Here is a 19,049-nt window from a genome sequence, read left to right as displayed (position 1 = left end):
CACCCTGTTGAGTTCTCAAAGAACAACCACACACCATCCGAGCACCCCCACCAGGAGGGCCCCATCCGGGGCATTTCGTTCGTCCCGCACCCGCCGCTCTCGCGCCGGGCACTTTTACTACGTTACCTCACCGTCTCGGCCGTGTCAAACCGTGTATCCCGGTCTGTCGTGCTTCGTACGGGTATCGCCCCGATGTTCGCATGCAGCGGCGAACCACTGTCGTGATCATCGGATTTGGCAGGCCGGCCGTCGCGGTCTCCCACGATCTCGCCCGGTTCCCTGCCGGTCGTAAACCTTACCCGGTCGGTTCCGCCGCTCCAAATCCGCCTCGCGGCGAACTTGGTGGCCCCGCCCGGCCGGATCCGAGGGACCGTGACCCCTCAGTACCGGTTGCCTGTCCTGCGCTCCGGCCTCCAGGTCTTTCGCCCTGTTTCGTCCGTTCCGCGCTGACAGAGAGAAAGTTACGCGTCTGGGGTTTGATCGTCAAATCCGGGGTCAGCGGCCCGCGTCACACCATCTGCAATCGAGAATACGGGCAGCTCACGGGCGGTCTGTCCGGCGACGGGCGGCTCGCCAGCCCCGGACGCCCAGGACGCCCACGGTGGTGCCGACCGCCAGTGACGCCGCGATCAACAACGCGTGCACCCACAGGAAGTTGGTCGGTGTCCCCTCGCCCACCGTCCCGCCCGCCCAGGAGCGCGGGTCGTTCCAGATGGCGACGCCGAACCGGGGCCAGATCGCCCAGGTCCAGACGCCGACCCCGACAAGGAAGAGGGCCCAGCCACGTGACAGCACCATGGCTGGCGAGTATGCCAGCGCGACCTGGCGATCAGCGCAGGCCTCGGCGGTGCTGGGATGCGCCGCGCCGCAGGTCAGGTCCCCTGGGTGCCGGCGCCGGCCCGCAGACCGGGCAACCACCGGGCGGTTGCCCGGTCGCGGTTCCGGCCCGCATGAGCTGCGTAGCAGTCCCTTCCGTTCTCGATCCGCCCACTCGCTCGCCACACGAAATATTGACCTCAATCGCAGTTGAGGTTGCAGGCTCGACGGACAACGTCGATCTCTTCACTCGTTGGAGACAGTCATGACCGATCAGCGCCAGGGGCCGATCGCCCACGATGAGTCGGGTCCCCCACCCCAGCGCGGCAGGCGAATCCGCAACCGCTCCCTCGTCGTCCTGGCGGGCGTGTTGGCGGCGGCCCTGGTCTGGGTCGTCGCAGTGCCGATCCTCGGCGCCGACGTGTCGGTGCCAAAGCAGTACGGTTCGGACGAGAAGATCGACCTGCCCCTCGGGGCGGTGATCTTCGCGTCGCTCTTCGCCGGCCTTGCCGGCTGGGCCTCGCTCGCGGTGTTGGAAAAGATCACCAAGCGTCGGGGCGCCCTCATCTGGACCGTCGTCGCGAGCATCGTCTTCCTCGTGACCCTGCCCTGGCAGATGCCCGGCTTCAGCACCACCAACCAGCTCACGCTGGCCCTGCTACACGTCGCGGTCGCGGCGGTGCTGATTCCGGCGTTGCCGCGGGCGGCCCGGCTCGGCCGTCCGGATTGACCTCTACCGCTGTTGAGGTTGGAGACTGAGCACATGACTATCGGGAATGCCAGGATCCAGGTGGACATGGTGTTGGACCTCATCTGCGTGCACTCGTACATCGGATACACCCGGCTGGCCCGCGCCGCCGAGCGGTTCCGGGCCGGCGGGGGCGAGGTGGAGATCCGCTTCGCTCCCTTCGAGCTGGCGCCCGGCGCGCCCACCGAGGGGATGCCGCTGATCGAGGCGCTCACCCAGACCTTCGGCGAGAAGACGGTGCAGCAGTTGGGTTACCTCGTCACCGAGGCGACGAAGGACGGCCTGGAACTCCACTACGACCGGGCCATCGCCACCGGGACGTTCGGGGCGCACCGGCTCGTCGCCCAGGCCGCCCACCAGGGCCGGGGGGAGGCGATGGTGGAGCGGCTGTTCCGCGCGCACTTCACCGACGGGCTCAACATCGGCGACGCCGGGACGCTGGCCCGCCTGGCCGCCGAGGTCGGCGTCACCGCAGAAGACTCCGGCACCGAAGACTCCGGCACCGAGGAGGTTCGCGCCGCACTGCGTCTCGTGCGGGAGGCCGGGATCACCAGTGTGCCGCTCTTCCGGATCGAGGGCGCCCCGCCGATGCTCGGCGAACAGCCGGAGGAGTCGTTGTTCGGGGCGCTGACGGCCGCGAGCCGGGCCGGATCGGTGATCCCGTCGAACGAGCCGGACGCGGACGGGATACGCAACAGTCCCCTGCCCGACGTGCAGAACCACGTGCAGCGTTACCTGGCCACCGACGGGGCCGACGGGCACGACTACTACGGCTTCCCGACGCTGCTGCTGACCACGCGAGGGCGGCGCACAGGCCGGCAGATCCGCACGCCGCTGATCTACGGCCGAGACGGCGACCGGGTCGTTCTGATCGCCTCCAACGGCGCCTCGCCGAAGAACCCGAACTGGTACCTGAACCTCACGGCGGACCCGGAGGTCCACGTCCAGGTGCGCGCGGACAAGTTCGTCGCCACGGGCCGGCTGGCCACCGCCGAGGAGCGACCACGCCTGTGGGAGCTGATGGCGAAGATCTTCCCCAAGTACGACGAGTATGCCACCGAGACCACCCGGGACATCCCGGTGGTCGTCCTGGAGTCCTCCGGGGGCTGACCTACGGCCCGGAGGCTGGTCCCGACGGTAGGGAGCGCCACGATGACCGACCACCGCCTCGACCACTCCGAACTCACCGTCGGGCAGCTCGCCTCCCGCAGCGGGGTGAGCGTCTCGGCCCTGCACTTCTACGAGCGTCAGGGCCTGATCAGCAGCCGGCGTACCACCGGGAACCAGCGGCGCTACCCCCGCGACGCCCTGCGCCGGGTCGCGCTGGTCCGCATCGCGCAGCGTGTCGGAGTGCCGCTGGCGAAGGTCGCGGAGGTGCTGGCGTTGCTGCCTGACGGCCGCACCCCCAACCGGCAGGACTGGAAGCGGATGACCGAGTGCTGGCAGTCGGACCTCGACGCCCGGCTGCGCCAGCTGCAACAGCTACGCGACGACTTCGCGGACTGCGTCGGCTGCGGGTGCATATCGCTGGACCGCTGTCCGATGATCAATCCGATGGACCGGCTCGGGGCAGACGGGCCGGGCCCGCGACGCCTGATCGAGGCGGTCGGCACCGGACGGGACGACGCCCCCGCCGGCTGACCGGCTCCCGCCCGCCGGATCACGAAACGTACGGTCGACGCTCACGCCCCTCGCGCAGGATCGTGGCCCACCAGCCGAGCTGGTCGAGCAGGTACTTGGCGGACGTGTTGCAGCCCTCGGGATCGATCGGTTCACCGTCCGGGCCGAACTGCTTCCACGCGTCGTGGAAGCTGACCGTCGCCCGAACGGTGGCCGCGTGTAGCTCGGCCAAGACCAGGCGAAGGGCTTCGACGGCCCGCAGGCCGCCGGAGAGCCCGCCGTACGAGACGAAGCCCACCGGCTTTGCGTGCCACTGGGTGGAGTGCCAGTCGATGGCGTTCTTCAGCGACGCCGGGAAGCTGTGGTTGTACTCCGGCGTGACGATCACGAAGGCGTCCGCGGCCTTGATGCGGGGCATCACCTCGCCCAGGGCCTGCGCCCCCTCGGGGGTCGGCTGGGCGGTGATCACGGTGGGCAGTTCATGCTCGGCAAGGTCGACAACGTCGACCTCGAAATCGTCCCGTTGCTTCGCCTGGTTGAGGAACCACCGGGCGACGGTCGGGCCGAACCGCCCCTCCCTGGTGCTGCCGATGATCAGGGCGAGGCGGATCGGTTCGGTCGACATGACTGTCCTCTCAGCGTCGATGCAGCCAGCCGTGGTGTGGAGCACCGGCGGCAACATCGACGCTATGACCTCTACCTAACTTGCGGTCAAGGCATCTCGCCCTTACCTGGGGAGCGTTCCGCCGCTGACGTCCGGCACCCCGCCGGGGGGCCAGCGGTCGTCCGACGGACAGCGGAGGCGGCGTCACGCGAAGGCAGCCCCACGCAGCATCCACTCGAAGTCCGAGGCCGTGGCCACGACAGGGGTCCGATTTCTGGAATCAGTCGAGGATTTCTCGCCGAGACCCGTAGCGCCATGTTCCGCCCTGGCGCCCCTCCGGCCGCCGAGCCTGCCGACAGTCAGACAGAAAATCTATGCCGAATCAGCTAGACATCCTCGGTGGGGCGGAATACTCTTACTCCCGTCGAGAGCAGAGAACCACTAAAGACGCAGACGGACCGCCCGGCCGTGAGGCCACGACGGGCGGCGAGGAACGGGAGCGGTTTCACCGTTCCTCGGCGAACGGCAGTAGAAGCACGCCAGCCCTGACGTGACTGTGCGACGGGGCGCCGCAGGTGGGGCCAGGCAGTCTTGAGGGCTCCAGCTGAGGTTCGCCGCACGTGTACGGGGCCATGAAGTCGCGTGGGCCCCTGACACCGGCGGACCGTACGTCAGCAAGGGAAGAGGAAACAGAGGAGAGGGAGGGCCAAACGCCGTTGGATCGCCCGCCGCCGGCCGTCAATCCAGGCCGGGCGGACACCGCAGTTTCCATCGAAGAGAGGTGGTCTCCGGTCACGCTTATGCGATCCTCGCACCCAAAGCCCTCGCTTGCGGCTGGTGCGGATACGACGAGCCGACGGTCATGTCGGCAGATGGTGTTCTGACCCGTAACCCTGGGCCCCGGCGCTTGCGCGCCGGGGCCCTCGACGTGGAGGTGACATGGGGCAGAACCCCGATGACATGTTCGGCGACGAGGACTATCCCGCCTACACCATTGGTCGGGCCGCGGAGATGCTCGGCACCTCGCAGGACTTCCTGCGCCGCTTGGACGAGGCAAAACTGATCGACCCGCACCGCTCCGGCGGCGGGCACCGCCGGTACTCCCGCTATCAACTGCGCCTGGCCGCCCGGGCCCGGGAGATGGTCGACCAGGGCACCGCCCTGGAGGCCGCCTGCCGGATCATCATCCTCGAAGATCAACTTGAGGAAGCCCTGCGGCAGAACGAGAACCAACAGCGTCGGGGGCCACGGCAACACGACTGAACGCTTCACCCTCGCGTGAGGTCGTCGGCGTACCGCTGGTCGGTGAGTCGGCGACCGAGCCGGTGGGCCGTCAGAAACGAACCCGTCGTAGCCCACTACCGCTTCACCGCGAGCCGACCGGGCAGGCGACCGGACGACCGCAACCCGATCACAACCGGTTCACAGCCGCCGGTGCCTAGAAATGGGCCAGTCCCCGACGGGAAGTTCCCGGGACCGGTGAGAAGGAGAACGACATGTTGAAGACCACGAAGGCCCGCCGGATCGGGGCGATGCTGGGGGCCGCCGCAGCGGTGGCGGCGCTCGGCGCGGCGGCGGGTCCAGCACCCGCCGTCGCCGGCGCCGACGCCGAGGTCGGCTCCGCGGGTGCCTACAAGATCGCCGACGTGACCGCGCTGGCGCCGGGTTCGAGCACCTCCGGAGGGTGGAACAACACGCCCACCTCCCGGTACTACAACGTGGACGTCCGGCCGGTCGCCACCACCGTGACGCAGAGCTGCCAGCTTGAGGTCACCCGGCAGTGGCGCAAGCAGAACTGGAACGCCGACAACACCCGCGAGCTCGAGATCTACTGGACGGTCAAGAACGTCGGTTCCTACACCTGCGACGGCGACGTCTACCTCTCCTGGGTCAGCAACTGACCGAGCACGCCCGACCGGGCCCCGGCCAGCCGCCGGGGCCCGGCCCGTCAGCCACTGGGCACGGGTCGCCGCCCGGTGGGCACCAGCTCGCGGAGGCGGGGCGGCAGCTCCTCCAGCCGGTACGACTCGCCGCGCGCCCAGGCGGCGTAGAAGGCCCGCTCGGTCAGCGCCAGGTGGACCCGGTCGACGGTGGCCGCGTGTGTGGCGTGTTCCTGCGCCGGCACCGGCGCCCCGATCGCGGCGCGGATGGCGCCGGCCGCGCCGAGCAATTCGACCGCCGCCGGATGCCGGTCGTCGGCGGCGAGGACGGCGGCGAGCGACTCCAGCAGGCTGGCGCCGCGCCACCGGTCACCGACCGCACAGTGCAGCTCCAGGCTGCCCCGGAGCAGTTCGGCCGCCCGTCGCCGGTCGCCGTCGCGGGCCTCGACCAGGCCCACGATGTTCAGTGCCCAGGCGATGCCCTCCTGGAAGTCGAACTCCCGGAACCGGCACAACGCGTCCTCGGCCAGCCAGCGGGCGCGGGCGTCCTGTCCCCGGTGGTACGCCACGGCGGCCAGGTGGACCCGGGCGGACGCGATCCCCTCGGGATCAGCGAGCTGGTGGAACTCCGCCAGGGCCGCCTCGACGAGCGGTTCGGCCCGGTCCAGGTCGGCGCCGAGCCAGGCGGTGAAGCCGGTCATCAGCAACGTGTCCGCGATCCCACGCCGGTTGTCGGCGGCCCGGTGGACGGTCAGCGCCTCGGCGTACCGGGCCAGCGACCGGTCCAGCCGGCCCTGTTCCCGGTCGACCGAGCCGAGCAGGCTCAACGCCCGGGCGGACCCGCCGTCGTCGGCGAGCTGCCGGTGCACCTCCAGCGCCCGCTCACCGTGCCCGGTGGCGGCGACGTAGTCGCATTCGAAGAGGGCCAGGTACGCCGCGGAGAGGCAGGCCCTGGCCAGCTCGGGCGCGGGCGCGTCGGCGGTGCCGGTGAGCGCGTCGGCGAGCCACCGCCGGCCCTCCCGGTACCGGCCGCGCAGATGGCAGTACCGCCCCAGGCCGGCGGCGAGCCGGAGCTGTTCGGAGCGGGAGCCGTGCCGCCGGTGCCACTCCTGCGCGGCGACCAGGTTGTCGTGCTCCACCGCGAGCCGGTCCAGCAGCGCCTCCAGTTCCGGGCCGTGCAGTTGCCGGTCGACATCCTCGGCCAGCCGCCGGTAGTGCACGGCGTGGCACCGGTACGCCTCGGCGGACTCCACGACGGATTCGGCGAGCCGCTCGGCGGCGTAGTGCCGGATCGTCTCCAGCAGCCGGTAGCGGGCCCGGTCCCGGCGCCGGTCGGTCACCACCAGGGACCTGGCGACCAGGTCACCGAGCACGTCGATGGCCTCCTCGGCCGTCCCGGGCGCCACCGCCTCGATCGCGTCGAGGGTGCCGCCGCCCCGGAACACCGCGAGCCGGCGGAACCACCGTTGCCGGGCCGGGCTGAGCAGGTGGTAGCTCCAGGCCATGGCGGCGTCGAGGGCGGACGGCCGGCCGGCACCACCCGGGCCGGTGCGGAGCAGCCCGGGTTCACGCAGCCGGTCGGCGATCTCCCGGGGGGTGAGCACCGACGTGCGGGTGGCGGCCAGCTCGATCGCCAGTGGCAGCCCGTCGAGCCCCGCGCAGATCGCCACCAGCGCGGCGGCGTCGGAGTCCCGCAGGTCGCGCACGACCGGCACGGCCGCCCGGTCGAGAAAGAGCCGGACCGCGTCGTAGCGACGGGCCTCGGCGAGGTCGCCGGTGAACGGGCCGGTCGGTACCGCCAGCGGAGCCACCGGGAACGCCCGCTCCCCCGGCAGGCCGAGGGTCTCCCGGCTGGTCGCCAGCACCCGCAACTGCGGGCAGCGGCTCAGCAGGGTGCCGACCAGCGCCGCGCAGGCGGTAGCGAGGTGCTCACAGTTGTCGAGCACCAGCAGCAGCCGGGCCCGGCGTAGCTGCCGCGCCATCGCGTCGACGGGCGCCGGGTCGCCCTGGTCCGGCAGGCCGAGGGCGGTGCCCACGGCGCCCACCAGCCGGTCCGGGTCGACGAGCCCGGCGAGTTCCACGAACCGGGCCGTCGGGTCGTCCCCGGCGCCGAGTTCCGTCGCGACCGCGAGGGCCAACCGGGTCTTGCCGCACCCCCCGATACCGGTGAGGGTGACCAGCCGGTGGTCGACGAGGAGCGCGCCGATCTCGGCCACCTCGGCCCGGCGGCCGATCAGTCGGGTCAGCGGTGCCGGCAGCGGCGGGCCGGCGACGGTCGGCCAGCCTGACGGGGCGGATTCGCTCGGCGCCGGATCCGCCGCCGCCCGGCCCGCACCGCCGCCGCCGCCGGCCGCCAGTCTGTCGGGGGCCAGTCGGTCGGAGGCCAGTCGGTCGGAGGCCGGCCCTACGGGCACGACGCTCTCCCCGGCCAGGACGGCGGCCTCCACCTCCCGTAGCCGCCGGCCCGGCTCGATGCCGAGCTGCGCCACCAGGACACCCCGGGCCCGCCGGTACGCGGCCAGCGCGTCGGCCCGTCGACCGGCCAGGTGCAGCGCGGTCATCAACAGTTCCCAGAGCCTTTCCCGCAGGGGTTCCCGGGCGACCAGGTTCTCCAGCTCGGCGGCGACCCGGGCGTGCTCGCCGAGCGCCAGCTCGGCGGCACAGAGATCCTCCATGGCGTTCCACCGGGCCTCGTGCAGGGTGGCCGCCTCGGCCCGCGCCCACTCGCCGATCGGGCAGTCGGCCAGGACGTCACCCCGCCACAATCGCAGGCCGGCCCGGAGCAGTTCGGCCGCCTCGGCGACCGCACCGGAGCGCAGGGCCCGGTTGCCCCGTCGGGCCAGTGCCTCGAAGCGCCGCGCGTCGGTCTCGCCGGCGGCCAGGGCGTACCCGGGTGGTCGGGTGGTGATCAGCTCGGGCAGACCGGCACCGGTCAGCGCCCGGCGCAGGTAGGCCACGTGGGCGTGCAGCGTCTTGGTCGCCGAGGCGGGCGGCGCCTCGCCCCAGATGCCGTCGATCAACTGGGCCCGGGAGACGACGTCCGGGGCACGCAGGGCCAGCAGCCCGAGCAGGGTCCGCTGCCGGGGCCCACCCAGCCCGACCCGGCCACCGGCACCCGTGGTCACCTCCAGCGGCCCGAGCAACCGGACCTCTGCCACCACCGTCGGCCCAACCTCTGCGGCCATCGTGCCCCCTCCCCCGGGGAGGAGGAGAGCACGACGGGGCGCCGCACGCAAAGCGGCCGTCCGGAATCCGTCCGACGTCGCCCGCGGCGCCGGCCGGTCAGCTGGGGGCCGCTCCTCCGGTCAGCGGACGACCTCGCAGCCGGAGGCGGCGCCGCCATCCGGACCGAGTTCGCAGACGTCCCGCCCGACCGGGCCGCCGAGCACGCGGGGTGATTGGTCACCGAAGACCGTGTCGGCCCCGGCCTCACCGAGGATGAGGTCGTCCCCACCGCCGCCGACGAGCGTGTCGTCCCCGGCACCACCGGCCAGGACGTCCGGCCCGCTGGTGCCGACGAGCAGGTCGGCACCGCCGCCGCCGACGATCTTCTCGACGTCGGCGCGGATGGTGTCACCCTCCAGCGCCGCACCGTCGTCCCCGGCCACACCGTCCGCGTCGGCGCTGACCGACATCGCGTGGTCGGCGTAGGTGACGGTGTCGGTGCCGGTGCCACCGGACATCAGGTCGGCCCCCGCTCCGCCGAGCAGGATGTCGGCGTTGCCGAGGCCGTAGAGCCGGTCGTCGCCACTGCCGCCGTCGATGGTGTCGCCGGCTTCGCTGCCGTACACGACGTCGTCGCCGTCCATGCCGTAGACCGCCGTGCCGCGTACCCCCTGTAGGTCGACCAGGTCGTCGCCGGCCCCCAGGTTGATCTTGGCGAACATCACGGCGGCCGTGACGTGCACCTCGTCGGCCAGGTCCCCGGCCCAGATCGCGACGGTCACCGCCCCGGTCACCTGGCAGGTCACCCGGTTGCTGGTGACCGACACGCAGCCGGCGCCCGGCAGCACCGGCGACCCGGTGTCGGTGACCGCGACACCGTCGTTGACCGACTCCACCGTCACGTCGTTGGCGACACCCGCCGGGGCGACGTAGGACACCGTCGATCCGCTCACCTGCACCGTGCCGCCCGAGGCGTGGGCCGGGGCGACGGCCCAGAGCAGGTGTGCCACGCCCACCGTCAGTGACATGCCGGCACCGAGCGCGACCCTGCGTAGCTTCTCGGACAATTCAGCCTCCAGCTCTCTCACCCCGGCGATCCGCCGCCGGTGTCGCGGAGTGAACCAGCCGGCGGTTGTGATCCGGTTGCGGTCCACGGCCGGTCCGGCGGCGGCGATGCCGAGCCGAGAGCATCTTCCACCTGTCAGGAAACTGCTACTAAAGTGTGGGACATGGAATCCGCCGTCTACACCCACGGACACCACGAGTCGGTGCTGCGCTCGCACCGTTGGCGCACCGCCGCCAACTCGGCGGGCCATCTCCTGCCGGTCCTGCGGCGCGGGCTGACCGTGCTGGATGTCGGCTGCGGGCCGGGCACCATCACCGCCGACCTGGCGGCCCTGGTGGCCGCCCCGGACGGGACCGGGCGGGTCACCGCCGTCGAGATCACCACCGGGGCGCTGGAGCTGGCCCGGGCCGAGATCGGGGCACGGCGGCAGGGAAACGTCGACTTCGCGGTCGGCGACGTGCACGCGCTCCCCTTCCCGGACGACTCCTTCGACATCGTGCACGCCCACCAGGTGCTGCAGCACGTCGCTGATCCGGTCCGGGCGCTGCGCGAACTGCGCCGGGTCTGCCGACCGGGCGGGCACATCGCGGTACGCGACAGCGACTACGGGGCGTTCACCTGGCATCCGCGCCGACCCGAACTCGACGAGTGGCTGGCGCTCTACCAACGGCTGGCCCGGGCCAACGGTGGCGAGCCGGACGCCGGGCGGCGGCTGCTCTCCTGGGCCCACGCCGCCGGGCTGACCGACGTCACGGCGACGTCGAGCACGTGGTGTTTCGCAACCCCGCAGGACCGGGCCTGGTGGGGTGACCTGTGGGCGGAGCGGGTGGTCGACTCGGCGCTGGGGCACCAGGCCCTCGCCGAGGGAGTCGCCCCGGAGGCGCTGGCGCGGATCGCGGCCGGCTGGCGGGCCTGGGCCGCCGAGCCGGACGGCTGGCTCTCGATCCTGCACGGCGAGCTGCTGGCCCGGCCCTGAACGCCGGCCGGCGGGCGAAAGAACCGACGACCGCAGTGGCGGGCGCCCCGCCGGCTACCGCCGCCGCCGTCAGCAGGCCACGCCGTGGAGCCAGGCCAATCAGGAGCGGCGGAACAGTACGCTCGGCACGCCCTCGATCATCTCCCTGGCGAACCGGGCCGGGGTCATCGGGCTACCGATGTCGCCGGCCAGCGCCGCCACGTCCACGACCTGCTCGATTGACCGGGCGGTCCCGGCGCGGGTGATCCGGCGCCACCGCACCGGGACACCACGTCCCTTCTTCAGCTTGCCCGCGTCGTCGCGCAGCAGCTTGCGCCAGCCGGTCGGGGCGTGCGGGTCGTGGTCGACGCCGAAGTGCAGGGTCTCCGGCCGCAGGTGCAGGTGCAGCGTGCTGGCGTCCCCCGCGAACAGGCAGAGCAGCACGTTCTCGCTCAACCGCTGGGCGGGCAACGCGGTCATCGGGGTCAGGTCGGTCAGGTCGCCGTTCTCCGGCACCGGCACGTCGTACCCGTCGATCAGCAGGCCGGGAAAGCCGGAGACCAGCGCGGAGCGGATCAGGAAGCCGCTGACCACCGGATAGCGCTGAGCGCCCAGGTCGGCGAGGTGTTCCCGGTCGTAGGCGACGTCCCCCTCGGTGACCCGGCCGAGGCTGAGCGCGCCGTCGAGCAGGCACCTGATCCACCACGGGTCGAGGTGGAAGAATCGCAGCGACTCCGCCGGCAGCATCCGCTCATCGGGCACCAGATAGTTGAACGGCACGTCGGTGAGGCGGTTGAGGCCGGCGAGCCAGGTGTCGACGACCTCGGGCGGGGCCGGGTCGGCGGCGCCGACGGCGCGCAGCACGGGCACCGGGGTGACCTGCCCGTGGGCGTGGTTCGCCCGCCGCCGGGCCTGCCGCCAGTTCCCGTACGCGGTCGAGAATCGCTTGCTGCGCAGCGCGAGCAGCCGTCCGAGCTGCCACGCCGAGGCGTACGAGACGTCGATCATGCCGTTGTCCGGGTCGACCCGCAGCAGCGCGTCGGCGGCCCGGACCGGCAGCAGGTCGGTCGGGCCGGGGTCGGCGGAACGCTGTGGGCTGAGCGGCCCGTGGTACCAGGAGACGGTGCGGTCGGCCTGGCGCAGGCGGTGCGGGAGCGGGACGAATCCTCGGGTCAGGTACGGGTCGACGGAGGGCCGCCCGAGGACGGGCAGGCTCACCGTGGCCGGGGTGCGGTCCAGCGACCCGGCGATGCCGGTGAAGCCGGGACCGTCCTGGACGCAGGCGAACCGCCAGCTCTTCAGGGAGATCAGGTGGACCACGTCGCCGGTGCCGAGGTCGAACGCGCCGTCGCGGTAGCGGCCGGCCACCGATACGAGATGCGCGGTGCTGGTCCGGCCCGCCCTCGGCAACCGGGCGCTCAGCACCGCCGACAACTCGGCACCGTCGGCGCGGCCGGCCACCACCTTCTGCCGCACGTGGGTGAGCAGGGACAGCTCGGCGGCGGTCGGGATCAGTTCCGCCAGCCGGTCGCGCGGCACGCCGAGCACCACCGCCCGGTCGTCGTCGCGCTGCCCGACCATTCGCGGTTCGTCGCCGAACTCGGGCAGCGCGGCGATCTCGGCCAGGGTGAGCACCGCCGTGTCGACCTGGTCGTCCTCGTCGAAGAGCAGCAGCGTCAGCCAGGGCAGGTCGGAGGTGTCGTCGCCGCCGGTCTGTTCCCAGGGCAGCGTGCCCCGGCCCAGCAGCGCGTGCGGCAGCACGTTCGCGTGGTCGCCCACGCTGCCCTCCGGCGGGAAGACCGACACCACGTCCTCCGGGGCCAGGGCCCGGTGGTCGCCCGCGACGACGAACCGCTTGCTGACGGCCCGCAACCTCTTGGCCTGGCCACGGATGGTCAGGTCCTGCCGGACCGTCACGGTGTAGGTGCCGTCGCGCAGTTGCGGCGCGGGCCGGTGGGTGGAGACGAAGCGGGTCTCGTTGGTCATGCCGTTTCCCTTCACTGCCCGATCAGATTGCCGACCAGCGGCGCGACGAGGAACGCGGCGGCGGTACGGCCGTCGACGGTGATCTGCTCGTCGATGCCGAGGGCGGCCAGCAGGGTGTCGCGTCCGGTGGTGCCGAGCGCCCGGTCGACGGCGTCCCGGCCCTGTTCCGAGGCGGGTCGGAACACCCTTTCGTCCACCCAGTCGAAGGCTTGGTCGATCTGTTCCGTGCTGTACCCGGCCTGGCTGTCCGGGATGCTCTGCGGCGGGTCCACGGCGGGTAGCACCGGGGCGATCGGCGCGATCGCGAAGCCGGCGAGGCTGCCCGCGATGAGCGGGTCGGCGCCGGTCCGGGCCTCGACCGACTCGCCCCACAGCGCGCGGGGAACCCGCTTCGGTACGGGGTCGAAGGCGAACAGGTTCGTCACGTCGATGCCGTCCCGGGTGATGGTGACGGCGTGGGCCGAGCCGAACTGGGTCGCGGGTACGTCCATCGGCGCGATCCCGAAGGTGGCGGCCGGTGGGGCGCCGTCGATCCGGCCGGCCCCGACGTCGTACGTCTTGGCCGGCACCACGGAATCGGTGACCAGGGTGAAACTGCGCGGGCTGAGCACCCAGTCGACGTCTCCGTCCCCGGCGCGGACCAGCCCGTCCCGCACGGCGAGGGTGCAGATCGTCTGCTCGGCGGAATCGGCGGGCAGGAACGCGGCCTGGAACGCCGGCCAGTCGATCGGCGCCGGGCGTTGCTTGGCACCGGCACCGAACGAGACCTCGAAGCTGACGATGGACAGGTGCACCCGGGCCCGCCCGGAGAACTCCGGCCCCCAGATGGAGAGGTCGGCGCCGACGTCGACGGAGAGGGTGTGGGTGCCGAAGAAGTGGTACGTGTACCGCACCCCGATGCCGACGTACAGGCTCGCCTCGTAGTGGTACGGCTGCCAGCCGATCAGGAAGTCGACCCCGGCGGTGAACCACGCGCTGAGGTCGCCGCTGTTCCAGGTGGCCGTCAGGTGCCCGCCGGCCATCAGCACCGACGGGGTGAGCGCGAAGTAGGCGTCCCCCTTGACCGACATCTCGCTGTCGATCTGCCAGTTGAAGCCCAGCCGGGGAACCACCGGATAGTGGGCCGGTGGGACGAAGCCGGGGCGGTAGCCGCCGACGGTCACCACGAAGTCGCCGCCGTGCGTGCCGCTGAACCAGCTGTAGAAGGCGAAGCCGCCGCTGAGATGGCAGTCGCGGGAGAACAGGTACGAGGCCGAGGTGAGCTGTGCGGACACCCCGAGAAAGCCCTCGTCCGGGATGAAGCTGGCCTTGACCGCCATCTGGATCTCGGCGATCGGCGGCACGTCCGGCGCGGCCGGCACCTTCATGGTCGACAGGCCGAGGATGTCGATCTCGAAGCGCTGACCGAACATGAGGGTCAGCAGCGCGAACGAGTCGATCTGCTTGAACGAGGTGAACCTGATCCCGACCGCGAGGAACTGGTCGCCCTCGGACGGGGTGAGGTACGGACGCAGGGTGCTCAACTCGGTCATCGGGTCCGCAGCCGGCGTGGAGCTGCCCGACATCACCTTGCTGACCAGCGGGAACTGGGCGATCTGGTCGATCGCCGGGACGCGTAGCCGGCGGTTGTAGCCGAACCCGGCGGCGATTCCGGTGACGTAGAAGAAGGCCGGACCGCCGATCGGGTAGTCCAGGAAGGCGTACACGAACAGCGAGGGGTATCCGCCGACATGGGCGTACGCGCCGAGCGCGGAGACGGTCAGCTCGCGAATGGTCAGCAGGGCCGAGCCCTCGTACTCGTCGTACGGCTGGCCGTCGGCGCCGGTGAGCGGGACGCGGAGCAGGCCGGCGCTGACCGCGAGCGGGCCGTTGCGGTAGTCCAGCCCGATCCCGTGCAGGTCGAACTCGGGCGCGAAGTCGTTCAGCGGCGAGCCGACCGCCAACCCGTCCAGGGCGAAGGTCAGGCCGCCCACGGAGATGCTCGCGTCGAGCAGGAACCAGAGCTTCTGGCGTTCGTACTGGAAACCCACCCGGTTGAGGTGCAGCGGCCCGAAGGTGCGCTGCAGGGTGAGCCACTGCGTGTTGCCGACGGTGACCACGGGCTGGCCGCCGACCGGTGCGGGCGGGGCGGCCGGCGGGTTGCCGCCCGACGCCGGGGACACCGGCAGGGCGAGTGGGTACGGGTCGCCGCCGAGGCTGAGCTTCGCGCCGACGGTGATCCCGGCGGGCAGGGCCGACCCGTCGCCGGCGGTGGCGGGCAGCCGGGTGATCCCGGCCGGTAGCAGGGCGTTTACCGCCGCCACGTCGGCGGCGGTGAACGCCGTGGCGGCGACGATGATCTGAAGGTCGTCCACTCCGGCCCGCTGGCCGTCGGGCAGTTCGCGGCCGACCAGCGGCAGCTGCGCGAGGTCGAGCGACGCGCCGAGGTCCAGGCCGAACAGCATCCTGCCCGGCCGGGCGGGGCTGACGTCGGTCGCCGGGCGGGCCTGGTCCAGGAAGACGAACGCGTCCTTCAGCTCGATCTCCAGGCTCTCCGGTATCAGCGGGGCGAGGGCCGGGCAGGCGTCGAGGACCGGCGCGAGCAGGGTGGTGATCCTCTGGGCGGTCCGTTTCGGCTGTGCGCTGTACGCGGCCAGCAGGGACAGCGCGCCCTCGGTGCGGGCGAAGTCGACCTCGAAGTGCAGATCCCCGATCACCACCGTGGCGTGGGACCGGATCTCCGACGGACCGCTGTCCCGGGTGGCCACGTCGATGACCAGGGTCAGGTCGAGGCTGCCGGTGTCGCTGACCGGGAACCGGGTGTGACAGGTGAAGGTGAAGTTGCCCCGGGTGTCGAAGCGGATCAGCAGCTCGTCGATCAGCAGATCCCGCACGGCGGCGGGCAGGGTGAAGGCGTCGAACGTGGTGCCCAGGTCGGCGTGCAGGTCCGACACCCGAAGCTGCTGCCCCGGCCCGGTGGTGCCGGTGAAGACCCAGACGCCACCGCTGTCCGGCCGACTCGCCTCGATCAGCAGTTGCGCGCCGCCGAGCGTGAGGCCGGCCCTGATCGACCCGGTGTACCCGCTGGCGTCCTTGGCGATAGTGGCGCTGAGCTGCTGGAAGGCGACCGGCCCGAGGACGAACTCGTCGTCCTCCACGGTCAGCTCCAGCTCGTACGAGCCCTCCTGCGGGTACGCGGTGAGGCCGAGGTCGGTGACCACCACGTCCGGGAATCCCTCGGCGGTGCCGAAGAAGTGCTCGAACAGCCGCTTGAGCTCGATCGTCTCGCCGTCGCCGAGGTGCCCGCCGAACTGGAATCCGGGTAGCTGGGCGGTCAGGTCGAACCGGACCCCGGCCAGCACGAGGTGACCGGCGACCGCGATGTGCCGCAGGGCCCCGGCGTGCGGGTCGAAGCCGACCCGAACCCCGTCGATGCCGATCTCGCCGAGGCCGACGGCGGCCAGGCCGGCGCGGACCGAGTCCTGCAGGCTCTGCCCGCCGATCAGCCCGGCGAGGTCGGCCAGGCTCGGCAGCACGCCGTCGGCCGGGACGATGTCGAGTTCCCACGGGCCGCCGGAGCCGAAGCCCAGGGTGACCGTGAACTCGCGACCGATGAGCAGGGTGGCGTGCAGCGATGCGCCGTACCCGACCTGGGAGAAGCTGTTCGGCACGGCGGCGTGGGTGGCGATCAGGGACACCCCGATGGACCGCAACACGAACCGGTCGGCGACCACCGGCCAGTCGCGAGTGCTGTCCAGGGTCAGCACGAGCGAGGTCAGCGGGGCCTCGCCGAGCCGGGTGCGCAGTTCGAGGCCGTTGATCGCGAGGCCGGTGGCGAACGGGGTGCCCGGTGGCAGGCCGGTGGTGCCGACCGACCCGCTGACCAGGGTGAGCAGGTCGGCGAGATCCTGCGGCGGGTGGTCGCCGGGTCGGAGCGTGCTGGCGAGCGAGCCGTCCGGGGTGAGCGAGCCGGTGACCGGCAGCGCCAGCGCGCCGACCCGCAGGATGGCGTCGACGGTGACGCCGACCTGTGCCGGGCGGTCGGCGGCAGCCCGGGTGACGGTCAGCACGAACGGGCCGACCTGGAAGGCGTCGGCGGCGAAGGCGCTCACCGGCCAGGCGGTTCCGACCTGGCCGGTGACGGTCAGGCGCTGCGGCCAGGCCGTGTCCGCCAGGTCGAACCGGGGCCCGGTGAGCACGGCCCGCCCACCGGGCAGGCCGGCCAGGAAGCCGGCCAGCGTCGGATCACCCAGCAGGTCCGGCGCGAGGACCAGCTTGCCCTGGTCGACCTGGGATTCGAGCCGGGTCTTCAGCTCGGCCAGCGAAAGGCTGGTGATGTCCATCTGTAGCCCCTCAGTGGTGGGTGATGACTCGTTGGCCGGGCCCGCCCATCGCGTTGCGGTCGTAGAAGGTGACCGTGAACCGGCCGCCGGGCGGCGCCGCCGCGACCACCGCCGCGTTGGCAGCGGCACCGGCGGCGGCGGCGGGTCCGCCCGCGACGCCGGCCAGGATCGCCGCCGCCTGGGTGGCGGTCTGGGCCAGGGCCGGTGCCATCGCCGCGGCGGCCAGCGCCAGGTCGCAGGCGAGCCCCCCGGCTGCGGCGGCGACCGCGGCCGGGGCCGCGGCGGCGCCGGCACCGGTGGCCGCCGCGTAGACCGCCGGAATAACCGCGGCCATGCCGCCGGCCAGCGTGGCGACGGCGATGCCGGCGGCCACGGCCGGGGCGGCGGCGCCCGCCGCACCGAGCCCACCGAGCACGCCGGTGATGACGGTGGTGACCAGGGCTGCGCGCGGGCCGGTGGCGACCAGCCGGTGTATCGCGTTGGGCACCAGCGGCGCGGGCACGGCGATCCCGGTCGCGTTCGCCGTGGCGATGATCGTCTCCGCCAACGTGACGGCCCACAGCCCTCGGGCGTCCCGGTCGGCCTGCACCTGGGAGACGTCGACCCGGAGGTTGCCCCGGACGAGCGGGGCCGGTCTGCCTGCGGTGTGTGAGGTCGGCCCGCCGCGTGACTGCGGCGGCACCAGCAGCGTGCCCGGAACCTGGTAGCCGGTCAGGTAGCTCGGCACCGCCCGCCCGGGAGGCGCCGGTGCCGGCGGCGCCGGGGTGGCCCCGGCGTACCCCTCCAGGATGCCGACGGTCCGGTCGGCCGGGTGGGAGTACTGGTTCCTGGTGCCGCAGGAGATCATCACGACCTCCGGTCGCATCCGGTCCACGAAGGCGCGGCTGGTCGCGGTGTTGGCCCCGTGATGGCTGGCCTTGACGATGTGCACCCGCTGGGCCACCGAGTCCGGCGGGTTGAGGTACGCCGAGACGTTCTGCTCCTGCATCGACTCGATGTCCCCGCCGATGTAGTACCGGAAGTTCCCGAACCGCACCTCGAAGGCGAGGCTCTTCTCGTTCTTGGCCTGCTCGGGCGGGGTGAGCAGGCCGCCGCTGCGGTAGGTGGCGGTCGCGGCGCCGTTGCGGACGAACCGGTTCGCCGCGATGCAGGTGACGGTCGGTGGCGGCGCCCCCGGCGTGGGCGAGTTGAGCGGCTCGCCGGCCGTGTCGGTCCAGAGGATCTCCCGGCCGACCAGCCAGTACGGGTGCCACCAGTTCGCGAGGTTGAACGGAGCGATCACGGCTCCGCCCGGCGCGACCAGGGCCGGTGGCGGCGCGATCGCCGCGTTCCCACCCAACGGGACCGGACCGCCCGTGCCGAACATGACCGGCGGGGTCCGCACGCCGGGCACCGGCCCGGCGAACAACCACTGCGCCGCACGCTGCTTGCGCACCGGGGCCGGGTCGCTGGCCACGTTGCGGGTCGCCCGGGTGCGGCCCGCCCCTCTCGCGATCGCCTGGACATAGAGCAGGTAGGGATCCTCGTCGGCGTTGGCCGGCTCGCCCTGGTCGAAGATGAGCACGTTGTCGTAGAGCTGCGTGTTGCGCCGCGCCAGCAGCGCCCTGACGCCGCCCATGTGGTCCACGTCGTAGTGGGTCACCACCATCACGTCGAGATCATCGGTGCCGGCCGCGAACTCGGGCACAGCGGCGGTCAGGTAGGCGTCTATCCGCGTGGCGTGGCCGACCCGGCCGCCGTCGATCAGCACGGTCCGGATCTGCGCGGCGTGCCCGCCGCCGACGCCGTCGTCGCGGGCGACGATCAGGGTCGAGTCGCCCGATCCGGCCAGGTCGATGTGGTGGATCTCCAGGCTCCAGGTCATCGGTGCCGCCCCCTCTGGCGTCC

Annotated in this window: 13 protein-coding genes and 1 pseudogene; 7 read left to right on the top strand and 7 right to left on the bottom strand. The window is 72.3% G+C overall.

Annotation, left to right across the window (positions count from 1 at the left end; all coding sequences use genetic code 11):
- Positions 1-540 precede the first annotated feature (540 nt).
- Positions 541-798, bottom strand: coding sequence for an SCO4848 family membrane protein (locus GVV04_RS31100; RefSeq protein ID WP_161692580.1), 258 nt, complete (start codon positions 796-798; stop codon positions 541-543).
- 283 nt (positions 799-1,081) lie between these two features.
- Here GVV04_RS31100 and GVV04_RS33725 point away from each other — a divergent pair, with 283 nt between their 5' ends.
- The 4 genes and pseudogenes from GVV04_RS33725 to soxR all read left to right on the top strand — a co-directional run bounded on the left by GVV04_RS33725 (position 1,082) and on the right by soxR (position 3,205).
- Positions 1,082-1,546 carry a DUF6069 family protein gene (locus GVV04_RS33725; protein WP_161692579.1) on the top strand — a complete coding sequence of 155 codons (465 nt, stop codon included), beginning with the start codon at positions 1,082-1,084 and terminating at the stop codon, positions 1,544-1,546.
- A 33-nt stretch (positions 1,547-1,579) separates the two neighbouring features.
- Positions 1,580-2,170 (top strand): annotated as a pseudogene (locus GVV04_RS33720) (DsbA family oxidoreductase); the annotation flags it as partial.
- A 51-nt stretch (positions 2,171-2,221) separates the two neighbouring features.
- Complete coding sequence (locus tag GVV04_RS33715; protein WP_328822671.1) at positions 2,222-2,674, top strand: nitroreductase family deazaflavin-dependent oxidoreductase; 453 nt, start codon at positions 2,222-2,224, stop codon at positions 2,672-2,674.
- A 42-nt stretch (positions 2,675-2,716) separates the two neighbouring features.
- Positions 2,717-3,205 carry a redox-sensitive transcriptional activator SoxR gene (gene soxR / locus GVV04_RS31085; protein ID WP_161692577.1) on the top strand — a complete coding sequence of 163 codons (489 nt, stop codon included), beginning with the start codon at positions 2,717-2,719 and terminating at the stop codon, positions 3,203-3,205.
- 19 nt (positions 3,206-3,224) lie between these two features.
- Here the strand turns inward: soxR and GVV04_RS31080 are convergent, their stop codons facing one another.
- Positions 3,225-3,809: an NADPH-dependent FMN reductase gene (locus GVV04_RS31080; RefSeq protein WP_161692576.1), complete on the bottom strand. Its 585-nt coding sequence runs from the start codon at positions 3,807-3,809 to the stop codon at positions 3,225-3,227.
- Positions 3,810-4,727: 918 nt separating this feature from the next.
- On the opposite strand from GVV04_RS31080, the gene GVV04_RS31075 reads away from it, so the two are divergent.
- Both GVV04_RS31075 and GVV04_RS31070 read left to right on the top strand, forming a co-directional pair.
- A complete protein-coding gene (locus GVV04_RS31075; RefSeq protein ID WP_161692575.1) occupies positions 4,728-5,051 on the top strand; it encodes a helix-turn-helix domain-containing protein in 324 nt (107 codons plus the stop codon).
- Between the two features lie 233 nt (positions 5,052-5,284).
- A complete protein-coding gene (locus GVV04_RS31070; RefSeq protein ID WP_161692574.1) occupies positions 5,285-5,689 on the top strand; it encodes a hypothetical protein in 405 nt (134 codons plus the stop codon).
- A 47-nt stretch (positions 5,690-5,736) separates the two neighbouring features.
- On the opposite strand, the gene GVV04_RS31065 is transcribed toward GVV04_RS31070, so the two are convergent.
- Positions 5,737-8,853 (bottom strand): AfsR/SARP family transcriptional regulator, encoded by a 3,117-nt coding sequence (locus GVV04_RS31065; protein ID WP_161692573.1) that lies wholly within the window; start codon positions 8,851-8,853, stop codon positions 5,737-5,739.
- 120 nt (positions 8,854-8,973) lie between these two features.
- Positions 8,974-9,921 carry a calcium-binding protein gene (locus tag GVV04_RS31060; protein WP_161692572.1) on the bottom strand — a complete coding sequence of 316 codons (948 nt, stop codon included), beginning with the start codon at positions 9,919-9,921 and terminating at the stop codon, positions 8,974-8,976.
- Positions 9,922-10,062: 141 nt separating this feature from the next.
- Here GVV04_RS31060 and GVV04_RS31055 point away from each other — a divergent pair, with 141 nt between their 5' ends.
- A complete protein-coding gene (locus GVV04_RS31055; protein ID WP_161692571.1) occupies positions 10,063-10,875 on the top strand; it encodes a class I SAM-dependent methyltransferase in 813 nt (270 codons plus the stop codon).
- A gap of 99 nt (positions 10,876-10,974) precedes the next feature.
- On the opposite strand, the gene GVV04_RS31050 is transcribed toward GVV04_RS31055, so the two are convergent.
- The 3 genes from GVV04_RS31050 to GVV04_RS31040 are packed head-to-tail and all read right to left on the bottom strand — an operon-like array spanning position 10,975 to position 19,026.
- Entirely contained in the window at positions 10,975-12,840 is a 1,866-nt protein-coding gene (locus GVV04_RS31050; RefSeq protein ID WP_161692570.1) for a hypothetical protein, read from the bottom strand.
- Positions 12,841-12,851: 11 nt separating this feature from the next.
- The gene (locus GVV04_RS31045) at positions 12,852-17,162 is read right to left on the bottom strand and encodes a DUF6603 domain-containing protein (protein ID WP_161692569.1); all 4,311 of its coding nucleotides are present in this window, start codon (positions 17,160-17,162) and stop codon (positions 12,852-12,854) included.
- 10 nt (positions 17,163-17,172) lie between these two features.
- Complete coding sequence (locus GVV04_RS31040; protein ID WP_161692568.1) at positions 17,173-19,026, bottom strand: ComEC/Rec2 family competence protein; 1,854 nt, start codon at positions 19,024-19,026, stop codon at positions 17,173-17,175.
- Positions 19,027-19,049 lie beyond the last annotated feature (23 nt).

The organism is Micromonospora rubida (assembly GCF_009908295.1).
Classification (GTDB): Bacteria; Actinomycetota; Actinomycetes; order Mycobacteriales; family Micromonosporaceae; genus Micromonospora; species Micromonospora rubida.
Note: the sequence above shows the minus strand (reverse complement) of the source record. Positions and strands in the feature narration are given on the sequence as shown.